The 18,944-nt window shown below is 66.1% G+C and carries 27 protein-coding genes; 17 read left to right on the forward strand and 10 right to left on the reverse strand.

Annotation, left to right across the window (positions count from 1 at the left end; all coding sequences use genetic code 11):
• Positions 1 to 6: 6 nt before the first annotated feature.
• The gene (locus AB2M62_RS03625) at positions 7 to 663 is read left to right on the forward strand and encodes an RNA polymerase sigma factor (RefSeq protein WP_404337884.1); all 657 of its coding nucleotides are present in this window, start codon (positions 7 to 9) and stop codon (positions 661 to 663) included.
• A 217-nt stretch (positions 664 to 880) separates the two neighbouring features.
• On the opposite strand, the gene AB2M62_RS03630 is transcribed toward AB2M62_RS03625, so the two are convergent.
• Positions 881 to 1,378: a hypothetical protein gene (locus AB2M62_RS03630; protein WP_404337885.1), complete on the reverse strand. Its 498-nt coding sequence runs from the start codon at positions 1,376 to 1,378 to the stop codon at positions 881 to 883.
• Positions 1,379 to 1,416: 38 nt separating this feature from the next.
• On the opposite strand from AB2M62_RS03630, the gene AB2M62_RS03635 reads away from it, so the two are divergent.
• Positions 1,417 to 1,824, forward strand: a complete 408-nt coding sequence (locus tag AB2M62_RS03635) for a hypothetical protein (protein WP_404337886.1) — start codon at positions 1,417 to 1,419, stop codon at positions 1,822 to 1,824.
• Between the two features lie 40 nt (positions 1,825 to 1,864).
• Here AB2M62_RS03635 and AB2M62_RS03640 read toward each other — a convergent pair whose 3' ends face one another.
• The 4 genes from AB2M62_RS03640 to AB2M62_RS03655 all read right to left on the reverse strand — a co-directional run bounded on the left by AB2M62_RS03640 (position 1,865) and on the right by AB2M62_RS03655 (position 3,499).
• Positions 1,865 to 2,140, reverse strand: a complete 276-nt coding sequence (locus AB2M62_RS03640; RefSeq protein WP_404337887.1) for an HU family DNA-binding protein — start codon at positions 2,138 to 2,140, stop codon at positions 1,865 to 1,867.
• A 255-nt stretch (positions 2,141 to 2,395) separates the two neighbouring features.
• Complete coding sequence (locus AB2M62_RS03645) at positions 2,396 to 2,623, reverse strand: hypothetical protein (protein WP_404337888.1); 228 nt, start codon at positions 2,621 to 2,623, stop codon at positions 2,396 to 2,398.
• A gap of 101 nt (positions 2,624 to 2,724) precedes the next feature.
• Complete coding sequence (locus AB2M62_RS03650; RefSeq protein ID WP_404337889.1) at positions 2,725 to 3,132, reverse strand: NUDIX domain-containing protein; 408 nt, start codon at positions 3,130 to 3,132, stop codon at positions 2,725 to 2,727.
• A 106-nt stretch (positions 3,133 to 3,238) separates the two neighbouring features.
• On the reverse strand, positions 3,239 to 3,499 hold the full coding sequence (locus AB2M62_RS03655) for a hypothetical protein (RefSeq protein ID WP_404337890.1): 261 nt from the start codon (positions 3,497 to 3,499) through the stop codon (positions 3,239 to 3,241).
• A 333-nt stretch (positions 3,500 to 3,832) separates the two neighbouring features.
• On the opposite strand from AB2M62_RS03655, the gene AB2M62_RS03660 reads away from it, so the two are divergent.
• The 6 genes from AB2M62_RS03660 to AB2M62_RS03685 all read left to right on the forward strand — a co-directional run bounded on the left by AB2M62_RS03660 (position 3,833) and on the right by AB2M62_RS03685 (position 7,102).
• Entirely contained in the window at positions 3,833 to 4,105 is a 273-nt protein-coding gene (locus tag AB2M62_RS03660) for a glutaredoxin domain-containing protein (RefSeq protein ID WP_404337891.1), read from the forward strand.
• An 82-nt stretch (positions 4,106 to 4,187) separates the two neighbouring features.
• Positions 4,188 to 4,727, forward strand: a complete 540-nt coding sequence (locus tag AB2M62_RS03665; RefSeq protein WP_404337892.1) for a hypothetical protein — start codon at positions 4,188 to 4,190, stop codon at positions 4,725 to 4,727.
• 86 nt (positions 4,728 to 4,813) lie between these two features.
• A complete protein-coding gene (locus tag AB2M62_RS03670; protein ID WP_404337894.1) occupies positions 4,814 to 5,347 on the forward strand; it encodes a GMC family oxidoreductase N-terminal domain-containing protein in 534 nt (177 codons plus the stop codon).
• Positions 5,335 to 5,907, forward strand: a complete 573-nt coding sequence (locus AB2M62_RS03675) for a GMC oxidoreductase (RefSeq protein WP_404337896.1) — start codon at positions 5,335 to 5,337, stop codon at positions 5,905 to 5,907. The genes AB2M62_RS03670 and AB2M62_RS03675 overlap by 13 nt, the downstream gene beginning before the upstream one ends.
• A 283-nt stretch (positions 5,908 to 6,190) precedes the next feature.
• Entirely contained in the window at positions 6,191 to 6,391 is a 201-nt protein-coding gene (gene rpsU, locus AB2M62_RS03680; RefSeq protein WP_116842203.1) for a 30S ribosomal protein S21, read from the forward strand.
• A gap of 48 nt (positions 6,392 to 6,439) precedes the next feature.
• A complete protein-coding gene (locus AB2M62_RS03685) occupies positions 6,440 to 7,102 on the forward strand; it encodes an alpha/beta hydrolase (RefSeq protein WP_404337898.1) in 663 nt (220 codons plus the stop codon).
• A 504-nt stretch (positions 7,103 to 7,606) separates the two neighbouring features.
• Here AB2M62_RS03685 and AB2M62_RS03690 read toward each other — a convergent pair.
• Positions 7,607 to 7,786, reverse strand: coding sequence for a hypothetical protein (locus AB2M62_RS03690; protein ID WP_404337900.1), 180 nt, complete (start codon positions 7,784 to 7,786; stop codon positions 7,607 to 7,609).
• A 307-nt stretch (positions 7,787 to 8,093) separates the two neighbouring features.
• Here AB2M62_RS03690 and AB2M62_RS03695 point away from each other — a divergent pair, with 307 nt between their 5' ends.
• The 3 genes from AB2M62_RS03695 to AB2M62_RS03705 all read left to right on the forward strand — a co-directional run bounded on the left by AB2M62_RS03695 (position 8,094) and on the right by AB2M62_RS03705 (position 9,858).
• Entirely contained in the window at positions 8,094 to 8,564 is a 471-nt protein-coding gene (locus tag AB2M62_RS03695) for a DUF736 domain-containing protein (RefSeq protein ID WP_404337902.1), read from the forward strand.
• A 68-nt stretch (positions 8,565 to 8,632) separates the two neighbouring features.
• Positions 8,633 to 9,634, forward strand: a complete 1,002-nt coding sequence (locus AB2M62_RS03700) for an SLOG family protein (protein ID WP_404337904.1) — start codon at positions 8,633 to 8,635, stop codon at positions 9,632 to 9,634.
• Positions 9,634 to 9,858, forward strand: coding sequence for a DUF6117 family protein (locus AB2M62_RS03705; RefSeq protein WP_404337906.1), 225 nt, complete (start codon positions 9,634 to 9,636; stop codon positions 9,856 to 9,858). The genes AB2M62_RS03700 and AB2M62_RS03705 overlap by 1 nt, the downstream gene beginning before the upstream one ends.
• Before the next feature lie 3 nt (positions 9,859 to 9,861).
• On the opposite strand, the gene AB2M62_RS03710 is transcribed toward AB2M62_RS03705, so the two are convergent.
• Positions 9,862 to 10,008: a hypothetical protein gene (locus tag AB2M62_RS03710; protein WP_404337908.1), complete on the reverse strand. Its 147-nt coding sequence runs from the start codon at positions 10,006 to 10,008 to the stop codon at positions 9,862 to 9,864.
• A 47-nt stretch (positions 10,009 to 10,055) separates the two neighbouring features.
• A complete protein-coding gene (locus AB2M62_RS03715; RefSeq protein WP_404337910.1) occupies positions 10,056 to 10,307 on the reverse strand; it encodes a hypothetical protein in 252 nt (83 codons plus the stop codon).
• Between the two features lie 349 nt (positions 10,308 to 10,656).
• Here AB2M62_RS03715 and AB2M62_RS03720 point away from each other — a divergent pair, with 349 nt between their 5' ends.
• Positions 10,657 to 11,631, forward strand: coding sequence for a DUF2493 domain-containing protein (locus AB2M62_RS03720; protein WP_404337912.1), 975 nt, complete (start codon positions 10,657 to 10,659; stop codon positions 11,629 to 11,631).
• A 188-nt stretch (positions 11,632 to 11,819) separates the two neighbouring features.
• Here the strand turns inward: AB2M62_RS03720 and AB2M62_RS03725 are convergent, their stop codons facing one another.
• Positions 11,820 to 12,059 carry a hypothetical protein gene (locus AB2M62_RS03725; RefSeq protein WP_404337914.1) on the reverse strand — a complete coding sequence of 80 codons (240 nt, stop codon included), beginning with the start codon at positions 12,057 to 12,059 and terminating at the stop codon, positions 11,820 to 11,822.
• A gap of 468 nt (positions 12,060 to 12,527) precedes the next feature.
• Here AB2M62_RS03725 and AB2M62_RS03730 point away from each other — a divergent pair, with 468 nt between their 5' ends.
• From AB2M62_RS03730 to AB2M62_RS03750, 5 genes are all read left to right on the forward strand, one after another.
• Positions 12,528 to 12,830: a hypothetical protein gene (locus tag AB2M62_RS03730; protein WP_404337916.1), complete on the forward strand. Its 303-nt coding sequence runs from the start codon at positions 12,528 to 12,530 to the stop codon at positions 12,828 to 12,830.
• Positions 12,827 to 14,842 (forward strand): type IV secretion system DNA-binding domain-containing protein, encoded by a 2,016-nt coding sequence (locus AB2M62_RS03735; protein ID WP_404337918.1) that lies wholly within the window; start codon positions 12,827 to 12,829, stop codon positions 14,840 to 14,842. The genes AB2M62_RS03730 and AB2M62_RS03735 overlap by 4 nt, the downstream gene beginning before the upstream one ends.
• Entirely contained in the window at positions 14,839 to 17,784 is a 2,946-nt protein-coding gene (gene mobF, locus AB2M62_RS03740; protein ID WP_404337920.1) for a MobF family relaxase, read from the forward strand. The genes AB2M62_RS03735 and mobF overlap by 4 nt, the downstream gene beginning before the upstream one ends.
• Positions 17,774 to 18,292, forward strand: coding sequence for a lytic transglycosylase domain-containing protein (locus AB2M62_RS03745; RefSeq protein ID WP_404337922.1), 519 nt, complete (start codon positions 17,774 to 17,776; stop codon positions 18,290 to 18,292). Before mobF ends, AB2M62_RS03745 begins: the two co-directional genes overlap by 11 nt.
• A gap of 157 nt (positions 18,293 to 18,449) precedes the next feature.
• Positions 18,450 to 18,599, forward strand: a complete 150-nt coding sequence (locus AB2M62_RS03750) for a helix-turn-helix domain-containing protein (protein ID WP_404337924.1) — start codon at positions 18,450 to 18,452, stop codon at positions 18,597 to 18,599.
• 21 nt (positions 18,600 to 18,620) lie between these two features.
• On the opposite strand, the gene AB2M62_RS03755 is transcribed toward AB2M62_RS03750, so the two are convergent.
• Positions 18,621 to 18,893 (reverse strand): DUF1488 family protein, encoded by a 273-nt coding sequence (locus AB2M62_RS03755; protein WP_404337926.1) that lies wholly within the window; start codon positions 18,891 to 18,893, stop codon positions 18,621 to 18,623.
• Positions 18,894 to 18,944 lie beyond the last annotated feature (51 nt).

Below are 18,944 nucleotides of genomic sequence, written 5' to 3' on the forward strand. Positions count from 1 at the left end.
CTTGCGATGACCCGTTCCTCGCAGCCGATCGCATGCGCCTTTCGCGTCGACGTCGAATTCCAGAGCGGTGAGGTCACCTTTGCGGCGGAGAGCTACACCCTTCTCGCCATCGATTCATTCGACGCAGAGCGGCTCGCCCGAGCGCGCGCCGAGGACAGCGCCTATTACAATGTTCTGATACCGAACCTCGACGTGCGGGTGAAAGTCGCCACCGGTGATCCCCCCGACCCGGATGGAGACCCTCCGCCTTCGGCGTCCGGGCGGCTCGGCGCCACCTGTCCGCGATGCCTGTCGAACGATGTCGTCAGGGAGGCCTGGGCGCACTGGGATGAAACACGGCAGTGCTGGTCGCTCGGCGGCCTCTACGATCTCGAAACGTGCCAGAACTGCGGAGCGGAGGGCGATGCGTTATCCCTCTGGCTCTCCCTCCCATCGGACCTATCGACGGAATGCGGCACCGCCCTTGTGGACATCGAGGCCTATCGGGCGGCCGTCGCCGCGATGCCCGACCTCATCGGCAGGGCGTTCCGGCTGCACAGCGCGGAGGGGCTGAGCTACGCGGAGGTCGCCGAATGCCTCGCGATCTCGATTGCGGACGTTGAACGGTTACTTGCTCAGGCCCTCGCAACGCTGGTCCGCCATTTCTCCGACTCGACCCGCTAGCTGCTGAGGCCGGCTCCCCGAAGCGTTTGGGCGATGTACGTCGCGCGGCGGCAAATTCGACAGGGTCGCCCCGTAAAGGGGCGGCGCGTGCGTCCATCTCCTCAAAGAGACTTTGAGGGAAAACCATGGAAGAGCAACTCGACCGCGAGGTCGCGCTCGCGCTTGTCCGACACGCGATCACGTTATCCGACCATCTCGGCCAGCCTCAGGTATCGCTCTACCTCGAATGGGGCCTGGAACTCCTTGCCGGCGCAAGCCTTACGCCATCGGTGGCGTGCTCCTCGCTGAGCTCGGGAAACAGCTGCTCGATCTGCGCACGAAGATCATTGGGGCCAGCCGGCAGCATGCCGAATTGATCGAGCAACGTCTTCACGCGGTGCGCCCGATGTGGACCGAAGCCCGGGATCGCTTCGAGTCCGGGTAGGTCAGGTTGCGCGATGCGGTCGGCCAGATCACCAAGCGATAGGAAACCGGCTTCGAGCAGGCGGCGGCGCAGATCCATCGGCAGGACCGACTGGCTGACTGGCAGGGCGCGGTCGTCCGCATCGGGATCGGCTTTGCGTAAGCGCGTCCGCTTCAGCCCGCGGCGGATATGCGCGATCTGCGAGGGGCTCAATGCCAGGCGCCGAGCGATTGCCCGATAGGCGAGGCCTGCCGCGCGAAGCTGGCGAGCCTCGTCGAGGTTGCTCTGCGCAAGATCGAGCGCACTCAGCATCTCCGGGCACAACGCCGTGGCGGGGCAAAGGGGAAGGGGTGGGCAGCGCGGTCCATGGAGCCGGGTCGTGCAAAGCGTGCCCGATAGCAAGCCATGGCCATTTCACGCCCGGCGGCAAAAGAGCGGGCGGCCGGCGGTTCGCCGGTTCCGTCCGACCGTTCGTCGCGTTCGGCCACCCCGGCGCGTTGAATTCGAGCGCCGGGCACCAAACCTTGGCTGCGGTGGAGATTGTGATGCAGGCGCCGAGGCCCTTTGTTCCCGAACTGATCGACTGCATCGCGTCGGGCCGGACGCCCGGGCCAGACGAGGTGCGGCGTGTCGCGGACTCGATCCGGAGCGATCTGCGCGGATCAATCCCGGCCTTTGGGTGGAACGCGGATTGCGGCGACGGCGCCGAGCAGGCCGTGATCCTTCGCGTGGCGGCGGCAGCGCTCTCCGGAAGCTGAACGGGAGGCGCGCCGCAAGTCGCGACGCGCCTCGAATCGATCAGCCGTTGAGCTTGTCCTTGACCGCCTTGGCGGGCGTGAAGCCGAGCTTCTTCGACGCTGCGATCTGGATGGCAGCGCCGGTCGAAGGATTACGGCCTTCACGCGCAGGGCTGTCCTTGACCTTGAACTTGCCAAAGCCGTTCAGCGAGACTTCCTCGCCCTTGGAGGCGGCATCGGTGATGGCGGCGAACACCGTGTCGACATACCGCTTGGCGTCGGCCGTGGTGATGCCGTGTGCAGTGACCAGGCGGTCGACGAGATCGGCGGTGTTCATTCGGTTTCTCCTTTTGCGGGGCGGGGCCTCTAGAGTGACCCTGCGGCCACGTCCAGTGGTCATGCCGTGATCCCAGCTACCCGGGCCTGTCCTGTTCGCCGGCGCCGGAACCGACCGAGCAAGCCATGGCGGTGCCTGCCCCCGCCTCGGCGCCCTGTCATCGAGAGCATCGTAGAGTATATCGCGCCGGCTCTGGGCTGGCGCTGACAGTGGGACGCCGCGACGCCGTGCCGGCGTAACGGCACGGCTGGCTGTTTAGCCTAGAGTTTCTGCGGGAAGGTGTTCGGCCAGCTGGGCAATCGCCGAACCGATGAACTTGTCTGCTAGCGCGCCTTCGATCTGGACGGGGCGCTCCAGCGTCAGGACCGCTACGTCCCGGTGATGCGCGTCGAGTGCGCGCCAGGCGCGCACGGCGCCATCGAGGCTGGTCACTTCCGCGAGTTCGTCGTCGCCTCGCGGGACATTTTCGAGCGAGGCGCTCATTCGCTAGTCGATCTCCGGTGTCCTGACATCGTCGTCCCAGATGGCTTCGGTCATTTTTCCAATCCTTGTGTGAACTGTCCTGAAAGGTGCGGCCTGAACCGCTAGGTTCCCTTGAGGAGCGCTTCCAGCCGGACGAGCAGCGGACGCTGGCTCTCCAGCATCATGACTTCAGCCTGCGCGGTCTCCATCCAGCGGGCCGCGTCGACCTCCGGGAATTGGGCTTTCTGGCCGCTACGGGGAGGCCATTCCATTTCGAACGTGATGCTGCGCAGCTTGTCCGGGTCGAAGGTCAGTGGACAGGCGAAGGCCGTTACGCGCTTGCCTCCCTTCTGGAGAAGCTCGCCCAGCGGCTGAAGCGCTGCATCGATGTCGATGCCGAGTTCCTCGCGTGCCTCGCGGCGCGCGGCATCCTCCTCGCGTTCGCCTGGCTCGACCTCGCCCTTCGCGATCTGCCAGGCGCCGACATCCTTCCTTGCCCAGAACGGTCCGCCGGGATGGACGAGCAGCACTTCGAGCCTTCCGTCACGCGCGCGCCAGTGTAGCAATCCGGCGCTCGGCCGCCTCAACGCAACGCTCCGGGCTCATTGGGGGCTGTCGGCGGAATGAGCGGACCTGTCACGATTCGGAGATCGTTTCATCCTCGATCGCGGCGAGGATCATGCGTTCCCAGATCGCCGCATCGCCTGCCGCGACCATGCTGGCGCTCGGCTCGCGCAAGGTCCGCAGCACGGCGAGGGCGGCGTCCGCGTATTCCGGCCAGAGCGCGTCGACAGCTTCCGCGGCCGAGGCCATGTCGCCTTCAGCGTTTCTGCTCATTACGTGGCCGGCGAGGACCCTGGCAATCCGTTCGATCGGCGCGGTGTTCGCGGTTTCCATGTCGGTTCCTCGCAATCAGCGCGAGTGACGCGCGGCGGCGGTCGTTTCCCGGGCTTCAGGCACCGCCGCGGCGAGCTCGCGCCGCGGTTCGCAGCACGGGCAAATGCGCTGGGTCGGTTGGCGGTTCTGCGCGGCATGGGCTCGGCGTTCCTGACGGTTCATTGTCTTTCCCTTGTCAGCCCCGCCCCGAGAGCGTCACACCGACATAACAAGCTGGACCGTGCGACGTTCCGAAACGTTCAAGCGGCTGAAATGTCCGCCTTTGTTGTAAATGGTGCAACCCTAATCGCGCCCGCGCATTCCGGGGACCCGACCTCGCGATGGAGACGGCGAATGCAGTCCGAGAAAGCAACGTTGTTCAGGATGGTGCTGCCCGAGAATGTCTGCCCCTTCGGGGTCCGTGCCAAGGCGCTGCTCGAGGAAAGCGGCTACGAGATCGACGAGCGGCTCCTGCGCACGCGCGAGGACGTCGAGAAGTGCAAGGCGCTGCATGGCGTGACGACGACGCCGGTGATCTTGCTGGGCGACAAGCAGATCGGAGGCTGTGACGATCTCGAAATTTTACTCGCCGGCCAAGCTAGTGGAGGGCCGCCGGACAGGCTTTAACAAGTCCCGGCCTGATCGCCTACGTCGCGCGGAATGAAGAAAATTCGGTCGGGATCGACACGATGAAACTGGCGCCATTGACGTGTTCGGTGGCGGAGCCAAACTGCCTGCGATGTATGTGCTCAATCAGGATCTTGCCCGCCGAAGACTTTTCTATCCCCGTCCGATCCTGACGCTGCCCGATGTGATGGTGATCGATATTCCCGCGCGCTTCGCCGCGCCAAGCCTGCCGCTTGGCCGCTTCTACCCGATCATGGTCGAGACTGAGCGCGAGCAACTCGAGCTTGCGCAGTTCCTGGCCGAGGACCGGCCGGGCCCGGTCTCGCCCGATCTTCTCGACTACCGGGCCACCCAGCTTTCGGCGCAGAACATCACGATCGCGACTTATGACCCGCCGGAGACGGGCTGGCCCTGGTTGTTGCTGTGCCATTGGCCCGCTGCCTATTCCGCCATGGTGGGCGATCGCAGCACCTTCGCGCGGGGCGCCTACACGACCGAGATGTTCGAGACGCTCGACGCGCTCAATGCCGCCTCGGCGCAATTGCTCTCGGTACTCGGGGCCGCGAACGACCTCGATGTCCAGCTCCTGCCGCATCAGGGCGTCGCGGTCGGGCGGGCCTGACGACCTTTCTGCATTGCCGGGCCAAGGCCGCGGTAGCTCATCGCTGGATCTGGAGGATCGACGGCGCGGCCTCGCCGAGATCGGAGATGACCAGCCAGCGCCTTGCAACAGGCGCATCGACCGTGACGATCTGGCGGATCGGGCCCGAGGCGTTGACGATGGTTCGGACATCCCGATGTCGGCGATGTCAATCGACCCGAAGGGACTGCGGTGTCGGCCATTTCGTCGTGGACGAGAAAGGCGGCAGGCGGTTCGGGGCACGCCAGGCCTATCTGGCACGGGCCCTGGACCGCCCGACCCTGACCTTGTGGGACAACACGCTGGTGAAAGGTCTTACCCTCGACGGAGGTCGGTGCACCGGCATCACTGCCTCCCGCGCTGGCGTGATCGAGAAAATCTCCTGCGCAGGCGAGGTGATCCTGGCGGCGAGCACCGTGGAATCGCCGAAGCTCCTGATGCTGTCGGGCATCGGGCCGGCCGAGCAGCTGCACCGGCTCGGGATCGAGGTCCGGCATTCGCTGGACGGGGTGGGACGGGACTTCAGGAGCAGCCGGCGGTGTCGATCGGCGTCACGTCGAGCGAGCCGCTACCCTCGAACGAGCTGGCAATGGCGATCCTGATGCATCGCTCCGGTCCCGACTGGCCCGGCAGCGACCTCGAGACGTTCGCCTTCGCCGGCGGCTTCGCAGGCCCGGGCATGGCGCTGCGGACGGCCCTGGTCCGGCCTGCCTCGGTCGGCTCGGTCGGCTCGGTGCGCCTGCGATCGGCCGACCCGACGGAGATGCCGCTGGTCGACCCGAGCTTCCTCCAGGACGAGAGCGACCTGGATCGCCTCGCGGCCGGGGTGTGCCAGGCGCTTGCCATCGTCGGGGCTGCGCCGCTCAGTCGCTGGGCGACGGGTGTCGACGGGGTTTCCGGATTGCGGTCGGACATGTCCGATGCGGAATTGAAGGCATGGCGGCGGTCCGCCGCTCATAGCTTCGCGCATATGTCCGGCGCGTGCCGCATGGGTCTCGATGCGGATGTCGTGGTCGACCCCGAATTGCGCGTGCACGGCCTGACCGGGCTGCGGGTCTGCGACGCGAGCGTAATGCCGAGGGTCACGGCCGGGCATACCCAGGCGGCGGTTATGGTCATCGCGGAGCGATGTGCCGACTGGGTGCTGGCGGCGCGACGTTGATGGGAGCCCTGGCCGGGAGCGGCGCTGGAGGGCGAACGGCGCTAGGCGGCCGCCCGCTGCGCGGGCACCGCGGCTCTATCGCCGCTGCGCGGCGACCGGGCTCCGACTGCGTCGGATCCCGTCCCTTCGGGCGACGATCCGCTGCCGAAAGGGCAGGGCGCGGGAGGGAAGGTGTGAGGGGCGGGCGCCGCGTCGGGCGGCGGGTTTCGGGCTTGCCCTGATGGGCGCCGGCGCTAGAGCCGGAGGACATTGCCAAGCAACTCCAGCTGGAAATCAGGTTCCTATGCAAATCATCGTTCGCGACAACAATGTCGACCAAGCGCTGCGGGCGCTCAAGAAGAAGCTGCAGCGTGAGGGCGTCTATCGCGAGATGAAGCTTCGCCGCCACTATGAGAAGCCCTCGGAGAAGCGGGCGCGGGAGCGCGCAGCGGCGATCAGCCGGGCGCGCAAGGCGGACCGCAAGCGAGCGGAACGCGACAAGTAACAGGCTGGCGTTCACTATGAACTGGGGCAGGGTGACCGGTGCCTCTTGATGGAAAGGCTTTCCGTGTCGATCGATGGTCCCCGCCTTGCACCGCTTTCCGGCTTGAAGCCGGATGCGCTGGTTATTTTGATCCATGGCTATGGCTCGAACGGGGAGGACCTGATCGGGCTGGCGCGGGTGATCCAGCCGGCACTTCCCAATGCCGCGTTCGTGGCACCCAACGCACCCTCGCGGATGCCGGGGCTTGCGGCCGCCTATCAATGGTGGCCGATCGAGACCTTCTCGATGGCGGAGCGCGCCGCAGGTGCCAAGGCCGCCGCGCCGGGGCTCGACGCGTTCATCACGCAGGAGATGGAACAGGCGGGCCTCGCGGCCGACTGCGTCCTCCTCGTCGGCTTCAGCCAGGGCACGATGATGGCGTTGCATGTCGGGCTACGCCGGCCGCAAGCGCTTGCTGGCATCATCGGGATCTCCGGCATGCTCGTCGCGCCGGAGCGGCTTCAGGCGGAGATCGAAAGCCGGCCGCCGGTGCTGCTCATCCATGGCGATCAGGATGACGTGGTTCCGTTCCGATCGATGGAGCTCGCCTCGACGGCGCTGACCGAGGCGGCTGTCACGGTCGAGACCCATGTCTCCCGGGGCGTGGCGCACAGCGTCGGGCAGGACGGACTTGCCGCAGCCGCGGCATTCGCGGTTCGCGTTCTGGGCTGATCTCGCGGCGTTGCATCGGGTTTGCTCCGGCGCGGTCAGGATATCGGCAGCCATGATCCGAGGGCCGTCGCACGCGGCGCGGAAGCCGTCGGACTGTCCGCCCGTCAGCAACGAAGCCAAGGCGCCGCGAATTGAAGGTGACGATCGTCAATTGCGCTGCATCCTGAGGCCGGCATGCGGGCTCTAGGTCCCCTCTCCCCGGCAAGGCATTTTCGATCACGTGCGCACTGGGCCGAAGAACTCGATCTGCATCCGATGGAAGAGATCGGCCAGGGCGCATTGTACAGGATGGTGCGGATAGCGCTCAGCAACCCCGACGGGGACCTTTGGGCCAATTCAATACGGGTCGCCAATTCGACGTTCGCAGGCATGGTAATTGCGGAGATGTCGGATCTCGCCCGCCCTTAGCTTCATATGGCCTGCGGACAGATTCCGGGCACGATCATTCGCATCGTTGTGGCCAGATATCCCGCCGGCTGAACCGGTATGGAAGCGCGTGCGCGGTCAGTTCGAGATCGGGCTTGGCGTCATGGCAGGGTCCACGGCCTGCCTGTCATATTCGTCCGCCAATCTGAGATGCACCAGCGCGGCTGCATTGTCCTCGCAGACTGCAGCTCTTTCGCGCTCTTCCTTGGCGCGTTTCAGAAAATAGTCGCGATCCTGAGCGATGTCGCGCGTAGCCATTCTTCGTCTCCAAAGGCGCGCCCCTACGCTCTGGAAGACAAGAAAAATGCATTGTCCCGGCTGCAGCGTCAATAATCTCAGGCAGCCCCATTCCTACCGGTTTCGGAAAACGGCAACCTCTGCCCGATCGGCCGCGGCGCTCCAAGGAGGCTGCCGGATGTCGCGTCGGCAGTGTGGGCGCCCCGCGAGGAAATTGCGCGCAACAGACGCGGGGCGGGCGGCGAGGTTCAGGCATCAGAGGAGAGGGGGACTTTGGGGGGTGTCGCTTCGGGATTGGCCGAGGCGGCGGACGTCAAGGAGAAGTCTGATGAATATTGGGGAATTCGCAGCTGTGAACGGCCGTCTTCTGGGTTCGATCGCAACCCGCACGATCGACCTGCCGCAGCTCGGGCTGCGCAAAGTCGAAAGCGCCAACGACCGGGCGCCGCTTTATGAGATCCTGGCGCTGAATGTCGGCAATCGCTGGGTCCAGATCGGCGCGCTTTGGGAAGCGGTCGCCAAACACACCACCGGCGAGGTCTTCCTCCAGGGCACGATTGACGATCCCAGCCTGTCCGAGCCGCTGCCGATCGCCTTGTTCGGCGCGGAGCAGGAAGGCTTCCGCGTCGCCTGGCGCAGGCCGCAGCCCCGCGATGCCTTTGCGCCGGTGAGCCGGGCGAATGGCGCCCGTGGCGATGGGCACGGGTCCGGGGACGGGTTCGGCGACAGCACGGCCGGGGCCGATGGCGCGCTGGCGGAGACGCGGGCGGATCTCGAGGACGAGATTCCGTTCGCGTGACCGCAATGGGCCGGAGGGGGCCTTGGCTTCCTCCGGTTCCCCTGGTCCCGCTTTAGAGGAGCATCGCCATGACCCTGGCGCACAATGTCCACCGTTTCGCGGATCTCGGCCGGCTCTATGCCGAGATGACTGCCACCCCCGAGTTCCAGGCCGTATTCGGGGAGCCGCTCGGCCTCACCGTGACCCAGGTCGGAGAGGATCCCGCCGAACTCGACATGCCCGAGCCGCTCGCCGTACAGGCCGATTGCGGGGGCGTGATCGCCTGCCTGTTCGATCTGCTTGCCGACACCCGCCTAGAGCATCTCGCGCCCGAGCTTGCCTGGGGCGTTGTAAACTCTTTCCACTTCGTCGCCGGCAAGCTCGAGCGGCGCGAGGACAGCCTGGCCCAGGACCTGGGCGAACTCGCGCGCGCGCCCGATATGAGCGAAGTCTATGTCCGCGAACTCGAGGAGAAGCAGCTACTCTGCCAGTCGGTCGCCGAACAGCGTGCCGCGGTCGAGACGATGCGCGACTTCGCCGCCGAAACCTATCGCGCCTTGTCGGGCTGGCCCTGGTCGCCGGCCCGGGGAAGCCGGACTTCACCGACGAGCGCGAGCCAGGTCGACGCGCTCGACTTCCTGCGCGCGCGCCAACTTGCGGCGCGAGAGCGGCACCTGCCCCAAGGACCCATCGTGGTGTTTTCGGGGCCCGCGGTCTGGCACGACTTCCAGCAGATCTGGGAACGGCTAGATGCGATCCATGCCCGGATCCCGACCATGACGCTCGTCACGACCGGGCAACGCAAGGGTGCCGACGCGATCGCCGCGGCCTGGGCGGCGCGGGCCGAGCGCAAGGTTCCTCTGGTGACCTATGGGCTCTATGGCGCCGGCCGGAAGGTAGCATTTACCCGCAACCGAAAGCTGGTCGAGCTGAGGCCCGTCGAGGCGGTGCTGTGCGAAGGGTCCGGGCTTCAGGCCAATCTTTACGGGCTGCTCCGCGAGGCGGGGGTGCCAATCCATGCCTTTCGCAAGGCGGACCAGGCGGCGGACCCGCAGCCTCTGCCTCGCGGTCTAGTGCCCGGGAGGCGGTGATGGCCATTCCACCGGGCCACCAGGCCAATTTCGAGACGTTGCCGCGGGCCGCGCGGGCTGGCGATCTCGCGCTCATGGAATGCCAGGACGCAGTCACCCTCCAGCCCCGCTATGTGCTCTGCGCTGTCGAGTGGGACGCCGGCGAATATGGCTTTGTGCCGTTCGGCCACCTCCACGACTGCAACCCTTATGAAGCCTATCTGCCACCGCGGCCCGAAGGCTGAGCGCTACTCGGTGAGCCTGGCCAGATTGCGGAGCGCGTTGACCAATCCAGCTTCATGCTCCTGCCTGTCGATGCCGGGCGGCACATTTTCCGCGGTGATCGTCACCCGGGTGCCGTCCGATACGGGGAAGAAGCTGCTAATGAGTAGCATTTCGCCCGCGAAAGCAGGATCCGTGGAGACGAAGGTCACGCGCTCCGTCACCTTTCCTCGGCGACGAGCTCGACAAACCGGACCTCTACCTCGTCCCGGCCCGGGGCGGTCTTGCCCGCTCCGCGGGCGGGATCGTCATAGGTCAGGATCATTCGGTAGCCGCCGACGCGCGGATCGAAGCCGCGGAGGAAAGCCGTCATGCCATCCGGCGCGCGCCAGGCAGCCATGGTTTCGGCATCGACAAAGGTGCGGAACAAGGTCCGCGGCGATGCCAGGATGACGCGCGTCGCGCGGTGCACCCGGCTGTCTCGTTGCTCAATGAATCACCCCTTATCGGCACTGATTGGTTGACGAAGCTGGCGGTGGCAAGCCCGGCGGAGGCGGGAACATCGCATCGGTGGCACGCGCACGCCCAGCCTCCGATGAATTTTGCAGGGCATCGAGCCCGGCAAAATTCAGCCTTTTCTCTTCTCTCAAGTCGTCCAAGGATCGCACGGGACCGCACCGGCCTCAAGGACGGCGGGGCCCCACCATTTTGCTTCGCAAAATCGTGACCCCCACCGCCGCCGCGCGGTCGCTCCGCGCTCCTTGACCCCGGCGCTCGGAGCCCGTGCAGAGGGAGTGACCTCTTCAATCAAGGAGGTTCTCATGACTCATCATATCCGTTCCGTCCGAGACTTCTCGGAGATCGCTGACCTCATTAGCCTGGAGACCGCGCAACCCAGCCAAGCATTCGCCACCGCCTTCACCGAGACGGTGGACGGGTTCAGCATCACGGCGGGCGGGGAGGCAAGCGACGCTCCCATGCCGGACGCCCGGGAGGTGCAGCTGGCGACCGAGTTGCTGGTACGGACCATCTTCGACGTGCTGCGCGATACTCGGCTCGAGGTGGTGGCGGACCGGATCGCCTGGGGGGTGGTGCACAGCCTGCACAAGGTGGCGGGGCAGCTGGATGGCGAGGCCGACAAGGCAGCCGTCCGGATCAAGGAACTTCTGCGCGACGCGGATGGCAGCGAGGTGATGATGGGGGAGCTGGAGGAGGCCCAGCTTCTCTGTCAGTCGCTGGACGAAGCCCGCGATGCCGTGGCCTGCATGCGCGACCATGCCGCCGGGACCTATCATGCGGAGACGGGCCGGCCCTGGTCGAGCCCGCGGGGATCGCTGGTGTCGAGCAAGCGCACGGCTACGGTGATTGCGGCGGCGGATTTCCTGGCAGCCCGGCGCCGGCGGCGCACCGACGCCCATGCTCCGGAGGGTCCGGTGGTGATATTCTCGGGCGGCCAGCAATGGGAGGATCATGTCTCTCTCAGCGAGCGGCTCGATGCCATCCGCGCAAGGGTCCCCTCGATGGTGCTGGCGACCACCGCCCAGAGCAAGGGATGTGACGCTGTCGCCGCCGCCTGGGCCGCGCGGACCGGCACGCCCCTAATTGCCTTTACACTTAACCGAGCCCTTGGGCAGCGGGCGGGCTTCGCGCGCAATGAACAGCTGCTGGCGCTGAAGCCGGTGGAAGCGGTGGTTTGCGAGGGGTCAGGGCTGCAGTCGCACCTTGCGCGAATGGTGCGCGCCGCCGGGGTGCCGGCGCATTTCTTCCGGCTGGCGGATCAGCGCGTGGCGCGGTGAAAGCAAAGGGCCGGCCCGGTTCGTCCGGGTCGGCCCTTCATTCGTTTTGCGGGGAAGTTCGCCTGTGCTCAGGGACCCCTGTCGGGGCCCGTCGCACAGGCGATGCGATACCGTGGGCGGTACCGGCCTCCTGCGCGCGGCTCCGCCGTGCTCGTCGCAGGGGCCACCCTTCGGGTGGGCGTGATTGGTCAGCCAGGCGCCGGCGGCAACGCCTTCAAAGCGGCAAGGGCAGGGGAACCGCCTGCCCGGATAGCCTGTCCAACAATGTCTCGAAACTCGCGTTCGCTGAGCCTCTCCACGGGGATTTCCGCGAGGACGGCGGCGTAACGAGCGCGCAGGGATCTGCGGACTGCGTCCGCTTCGTCGGCCATCTGGCGCTGGCGCTTTTCGAGGTCGCTGAGCTTTTCCCGGTCTGTCATCTTGGGCATGTCGATCTCCTCGATCGGTCTGCCCGCCGAGCGATATTCTCGGGTGAAAGCGGCGGGACGTCAACGGCCGGGGTCCATCTGCGGCATGGGGAAATGCCGGCTCTCGCCGGCGTTTTGGTCACCCTTCGGGGGCCACGCCCGTGCCCGGTCGAGGCGGGCTGCGATCAAGGATCGCAGCATTTCGAGGACGCACGCCGCGAGGGCGTTTGTAATGCACCGTACGCACGGGTGCTGCGGGCGCCGGAACCGCTCATTTCCGCGGCTCTCGGGCGTCTCCTTCTGGCGGACCGCGCGTCACCAAATGTCCGTCGGTGTCGGACGTCTCTCATGGGTCGCCCCGCTAAGTGCATGAAGCGGCGCGTCACTTCCCGTCGGACGCGTCCGCACCGCTAAATTCTTGAGATCGCGACCGCTTTTTGCTATGACAGCGATGCTTCATCACGTGCCGGCGCTGGACAGGGTCCAAGCATGGCACGCATCACGATCCGATTGGACGACGGTCTCTATGACCGCGTTCTCGACTTTGCCCGGGCCGGAGGCTCGACTCCTTCCGCCTATATCCGAGATGTTCTCGAACGCTTCCAGGGCGCCGACCCGAGCGGTTATCATGCCCGCTTCGACGAGCTCCACGCGACGGCGATCCAGACACTCGCCATCCTCGCCAAGTCGGTCGGCAAGAGGTCCCCCGAGACCCTGGAGGAGGGGCTCGGCGAAGCCCGCCGGCTGCTGCGCGACAGGGGGCTGCTCGATCCCGAGCAGGACCGCGCATGAGCATCTTCCGGCACGACACATTGGGCAGCTGGACGCGGGGCGGGCAGGCTATCGTCCATAATGTCCGGATGACGACGCAGGTCTTCTATCAGACCCTGCTCGCCGGGCTGGTGATCTGGATCGGGGGCATTGCCTGGTACGCGCTCGAGACCTCGAGCGACTATGAGCGCTATGTGATGGGCAAGCTTGCCCAGGCCGCGGTCATGGGCGACGCGGTCCCAGGGAACGCCACCCCGATCCTGTTCAAGGGGCCGCACGGCCACCAATATTGGACTTCGCCCCGGGGTCTGCTCGACTCGCCCGTCGCCCATCGCACCCTGGCCGCGTTCGAGAAATATCTGATCCATGGGGCAGCGCTGTCGGGCGTCTTCGCGCTCGCCATGCTGTTCTGGGCCTGGTTCTATTTCACGCGTACCGGGCGAGGCCTGGGATCCAACCAGTTCCTGCGCGGGGCCCGGTTCGGGACGCTTCGCCAGGTCCGCCGGGCGCTGCGCTGGCAGCACAAGGGCAGCTTCTCGATCGGCGGTGTCCGGGTCCCCGATGCCTTCGAGCCCGAGCATATCCTGATCTGCGGCGCGCCCGGAACCGGAAAGACCAACCTCATCGTCAAGATGCTCGAAGGCATCCGCAAGAGTGGGCGCCGGGCGATCGTCTATGACACGGCCGGGACCTTCGTGGAGAAATTCTACCGGCCCGGCACGGACGTTCTGCTGAACCCGCTCGATGCCCGCTCGGACCGCTGGAGCCCCTGGGTCGATGTCCCGCGGGACTATCACTACGACCAGATTGCGGAATTGACGATCCCGGACAAGGCCGGCGATCCCTTCTGGGCAAAGGCAGCGCGCGGCACGCTGGTGGCGGTGCTGCGCAAGCTCGCGCGGCAGGAACGCACCCTGGTCTCGATCCTGCTCGACACGCTGCTGCGCTCGCGGCTGAAGGACCTGGCGACCTTTGCCGCGGGCACCGATGCCGCGGCATTCATTTCGACGGAGGGGGAGCGCACCAGCGCCGGCATCCAGGCCGAGCTGGCCTCGATCATGCGCAGCTTCTCCTATCTCGACGACACCGAGGACGGCCTCTCGATCCGTGACTGGGTGTCCCATGAGCAGGATGACAGCTGGCTGTTCATCACCGTCAAGGCCGACCAGCTCCCCTCGCTTCGCCCGCTGATCACGGTCTGGCTCGATATCGCGATCAGCGCGATCATGAGCCTCCAGCCCGACCGCGACCGGCGACTCTATGTCGTGATCGACGAGCTGCCGACCTTGCAGAAGCTGCCCTCGCTTTCCGACTTTCTCGCCCGCGCCCGCAAATATGGCGGCTGCGGCATATTGGGGTTCCAGAGCTATCCGCAACTGGAGGCGACCTATGGCATCCAGGATGCTGCCGCGATCACCGGCTATTGCTCGACCTGGGTTGCCCTGCGCGCCAACGACACCCCCACCGCCAAGCATGTCAGCGAGAATCTCGGCCAGGTCGAGCAGGTCGAGGCCAATGAAGGCATGTCCTATGGCGTGAACGACATGCGCGACGGCGTGAACCTTTCACGGATGCAGGTCACCCGCCCGCTGGTGCTCCACACCGAGGTCACCAACCTGCCAAACCTCACTGGCTATCTGCGGTTCGGGCGCAATCTGCCGGTCGTCCGGTTCGAGGACCGGTATAACAAGGTGCTGTCCGTCTCCGCCGCCTTTGTGGAGCGCCTCGCCCCGCCCGTCAGGCTGGCCGTGGCGGCCCCGGCAGTCGCTGTCGAAAATGTGCCCGCAGCCGCACCCAGGCGCCGGGCAGGGGACAGACCAAGGGCCAATATGCCCGAGCTGCCGCTGCAGCCTCCCGAGGAAAACCTGGCTGCCGCTGCGGATCCGGTCGTGGAGCGAATGGAGGACGATCCGGCGCCTGCCACCGTCCCGGCAGAGGCCCCCGAAATCACGCTGCTCGGCAAGCCCGCGGGCTTCCGGCTTCATCAGCATGGCCGGCTTGCCGGCGACCGTGACGCGGCGAGGCCGGCATGATCCATCCCCGGCGCCTGAAGGGCATGCCCGCAAACATCGCGCGCTACTATGCGGTCGGAGACTATTACACCAAGGGCGGCGACGAGCATTCCGAATGGGGTGGCCAGATCGCCGCTGAGCTTGGCCTGGCCGGGCAACGAGTCGAGCCGGGCCTGTTCGAGGAACTGCTTTCCGGCAAGGTCGGAGATCAGCAGCTGGGCCGTCGGCGGGGTGATACGATCCAGCATCATCCGGGATGGGACTTCGCCGTAAGCGCCCCGAAATCGGTATCGATCATGGCGCTGGTCTCCGGCGATGCCCGCATCCTGACCGCGCACGAGGACGCGGTCGGTGCCGCGCTACGCTATCTCGAGGAGCATGCAACGCTGCGGCATCGCTCCGAGGGCGAAATCCGGCATGAAACGACCGGCCGCCTGATCTTCGCTCGCTTCACAGAGCATGCCTCGCGCGAGCTCGACCCTCATCTTCATACCCATGTCGTAGTCATGAACATGACCAACCGGGTCGACGCCGAGCCCATGGCCAGTCTCGAAACCCGGGCAATGTTCGCCGAGCAGATGGTGGCGGGGCAGGTCTATCGCAACGACCTCGCGCACGCCCTCAAGGACCTCGGCTACGCGATCGAGTTCGACCCGAGGCGAGGGCTCTTCGAAATCCGGGGCGTGCCGAAGCAGCTCATCGCCGACATGTCCCAACGCGCCGGGCAGATCGAAGCGCATGCCCAGGAACATGGTCTCACCGGTCAGGCAGCCCGCCGGGTGTCCTTCTACGAAACCAGGGGCCCCAAGGAGAAGCTGTCGCTGGAGGCCCTGCACGCCAGGTGGAACGCGCGCGCAGCGGAGCAAGGGGCGACGCTTGATGCCGTTCGCACGGCGGCGGAGCGGTCCGAACAGGCTTCGGAGCAGCCCTCCGTATCCATCTCGGCCCAGGCCATGCTCTTCGGTCTTCGGCAGGAGGAGGGACGCGAGGCAGTCAACAATCTGGGCCGGTTGCTGGCCCGCGCGCTTGCCAGCCATGTCGGCGAGGTCCGTCTGCAAGATGTCCGTTCCTTCGCAAACGAGCACATGGTGCGGCGCAAGCTGCTCGAAACAAGGGAGGCGACCGGCGACGAGATCCACACCCGCGGGCGGACCTCGCGGCGAACGGCGCGCTTGGAGCTGGCGCTGTCGGATCATCTTGCATTGGCGCTCAACGACGCCGCCCCGATCGCGACGCCGGAGCGACTTCGCGCAATCGGGGAGGCAAACGGGCTGAACCCGGCACAGGAAGGGGCACTGCTTCATATCGGCACCACCGACAACCGGGTCGTGGGGGTCCATGGTGTGGCCGGCTCGGGCAAGTCTACCCTTATCCGCGCGCTGCGGGAAGCGGCGGACCCGGCGACCACGCTGATCGCGCTTGCACCTACCTCATCGGCGGCCGCCAATCTGGGCGCGAGTGCCGGGATCGAGGCGAGGACGGTGGCGAGCCTAATCGCTAGCGGTGGGCGCAATCTGGACGAGAGCCACGTCCTCGTACTCGACGAGGCCGGACAGCTGGGCAACCGGCAGGCCCTGCGCGTGCTGGAGATCAGCAGGCTGACCGGCGCCCGGCTCATCCTGCTTGGGGATAACCGCCAGACCGGCGCGATCGAGCAGGGCAAGCCCTTCTGGCTGATGCAGCGGCTCGGCCTGTCCCGCGCGGAGCTGACGGAGTCGGTTCGACAGGAGACAAGGGCGATGAAGGCGGCGGTCACCCAGGCCCGTCTCCACAATTACGCGGCCTCGCTGGCCAATCTCGACAAGGTCACCAGCGGAGAGAGTGCCGACAAGCTCGCCGAGCGGCTGGTCGGCGAATGGAGCCGGCTCAAGCCGGAAAGCAGGGCGAACACCAACATCCTGGTCCTGGAAAACGCCACCCGGCTGATCGTGAACACGAAGGTTCGCGAAGCGCTGAAGTCGGAGGGCTCGGTCGCGGCCGAGGATGCACGGCTGTCGGCGCTTACGCCGAGCGGGATGACCGACCAGGAGAAGCATCTCGCCCGCTTCTATTCCGGCGGTCAGGTGCTCGTGTTCGCGCGCGACAATGCCGGTCTCGGCATAGCGCGGGAGACCGAATATCGAGTGCTCGGGACAGGCCGCGATGCCCGTGGTCGCCAGGTCGTCCGGCTGGTCGACGAACATGGCCGGACAATTTCCTGGGACCCGCGGCTGGGTCGCGCCTCGCAGGTCAATGTCTTCAACAGCGAGCAGCGCGACCTTGCCGCCGGCGACCGCATCCAGTGGCGGCTCGTCAATCACGAACTTGGAATCCGCAACGCCGACCGCGGCACTGTCGAGCGGTTGGAGGGCCACCACGCGACGATCCGTTGGGACCGGGATGGCCGGCTCCAGCCGGTGGACCTTGGGAAGCACAAGAACTGGGATCATGGCTATGCCGAGACCGTCTACTCGGCCCAGTCCAAAACCTATGACCGCGTCTATGTCGTGGCGCCGGTGAACTCGCCGCTGGTCAACGGCCAGAACTACTACACGGCGATCACCAGAGCCCGGTTCGGGGTCAAGCTCTGGACCGAGGACGAGAAGCGGCTGATCGAAAAGCTTGAGCGGCGATCTGGCGAGAAGACGTCTTCGCTCGAAGGCTTGGGTCGCCTCGACAGCAGTACCGTAAAGGCGCGGGGGGCGATGCATGGCGAGCGCCTGGACTTGCTGCGGGCTCAGCAGCGGGAGGCGCGCGCCGATCGGAAAGCCTCTGGGAAGGGGATTCGCGAGAGCGAACGGCCAGATGGTATTGCCGCCTTTCTTGCCGGGCGTGCCCAATCCGTAGCGCAGATGATGGACCGATGGATGACGGGTATTTCGGAGCGAGACGGTGAGACTGGCGGACGCTCGAGTGGCAACAGCTCTCAGCACCAACCCGAGCATGCGAGTCACTCGGACAGGGAGGGCAGCCATGATCGCTAGCCGTTTCATTCCGCTGGCAGGGGCGCTCGGCTCCGCGCTGGTCCCGCAGCCAGCCCAGGCGCGGGAAACCACCGACGTGGCAACGCTCAGCGCCTGTATTCGCCGGGCGGCACAAGGGCGCCCTTGGCTCGAAAAGACCCTATGGGGCCTCCGCGATCAGGAGGGCGGCTGGATCGGTGCCGAGGTGAGAAATTCCGATGGCAGCCATGATCTCGGCCCGCTGCAGGTGAATAGCTGGTGGGTCGGACGCATCTCGCAGCTTGTCGCGCGGCCCGAGGTCCAGGTCCGGTACTGGCTGATCCATGACGCGTGCTTCAACGTCGATGTTGCGCGCTGGATCTTCCTGTCAGGGCTGAGGACCACCCGCGACTATTGGCGTGCCATCGGGATTTATCACAGCCCGACCGGATGGCGGCAGCGTCGATATGCTCGGCTGGTCGCGAGCAAGCTGACCGTCCGCTTTGGACCAGCGGTCTTTGCTGCTGGAGGCAATGATGCCAGGCGGTGATAGCCAGAGCCGGGGCATGGACATGCTACTCCGGGGCCGCGTTGCTCGGAAAGCCGAGCCACGGCCTGCGGAACCACGGACCGAACCCGAAGCGAGGCAGCCGCCACCGGCGCCTCAACCTGTGCCGCTATGCGTCCGAATTCCCGCGGCCGCCAAGATGCTCGGGATCGGCCGAACCAAGGTCTATCAGCTGATCAACCGCGGGGAACTTGAGACCATCAAGCTCGACGAATCCGTCCTGATACCGGTTCGGAGCCTCGAGGCCTTCGTCGCGCGGCACAGTGTCGCTCGCAAGCGAAGCGAATGAGCTGGCCGAGCGCGGCTGCAACTAGTCGAGGTCGCTTTCGCTGATCACAATAACCGCGCGATCGGGACCGTTGGACAACGCAGAGAGCGCGGCCTCCCGAATGGTGTCGATATGCTGCCGGAAGCCGCTTTCCGCGTCGCCATCGGGTGCGTCCCCGGTCAGGGCTTCGATGACACTGTATTGCACGGCGAATTGATATTCCTCGCCATCGACCTCCCCGTCGAATTCCACCTGGCGATCATCCAGATTGTCGAAAATGGTGGAATCGTCGATTCCAAGCTGCTGGGACGGCATTCAATTCATCTCCTTGGCGAGTGACCGAGCTGTCGAAAGCGCTGCAGCGCA

This window comes from Sphingomonas sp. MMS12-HWE2-04 (assembly GCF_044881185.1).
Lineage (GTDB): Bacteria > Pseudomonadota > Alphaproteobacteria > Sphingomonadales > Sphingomonadaceae > Sphingomonas.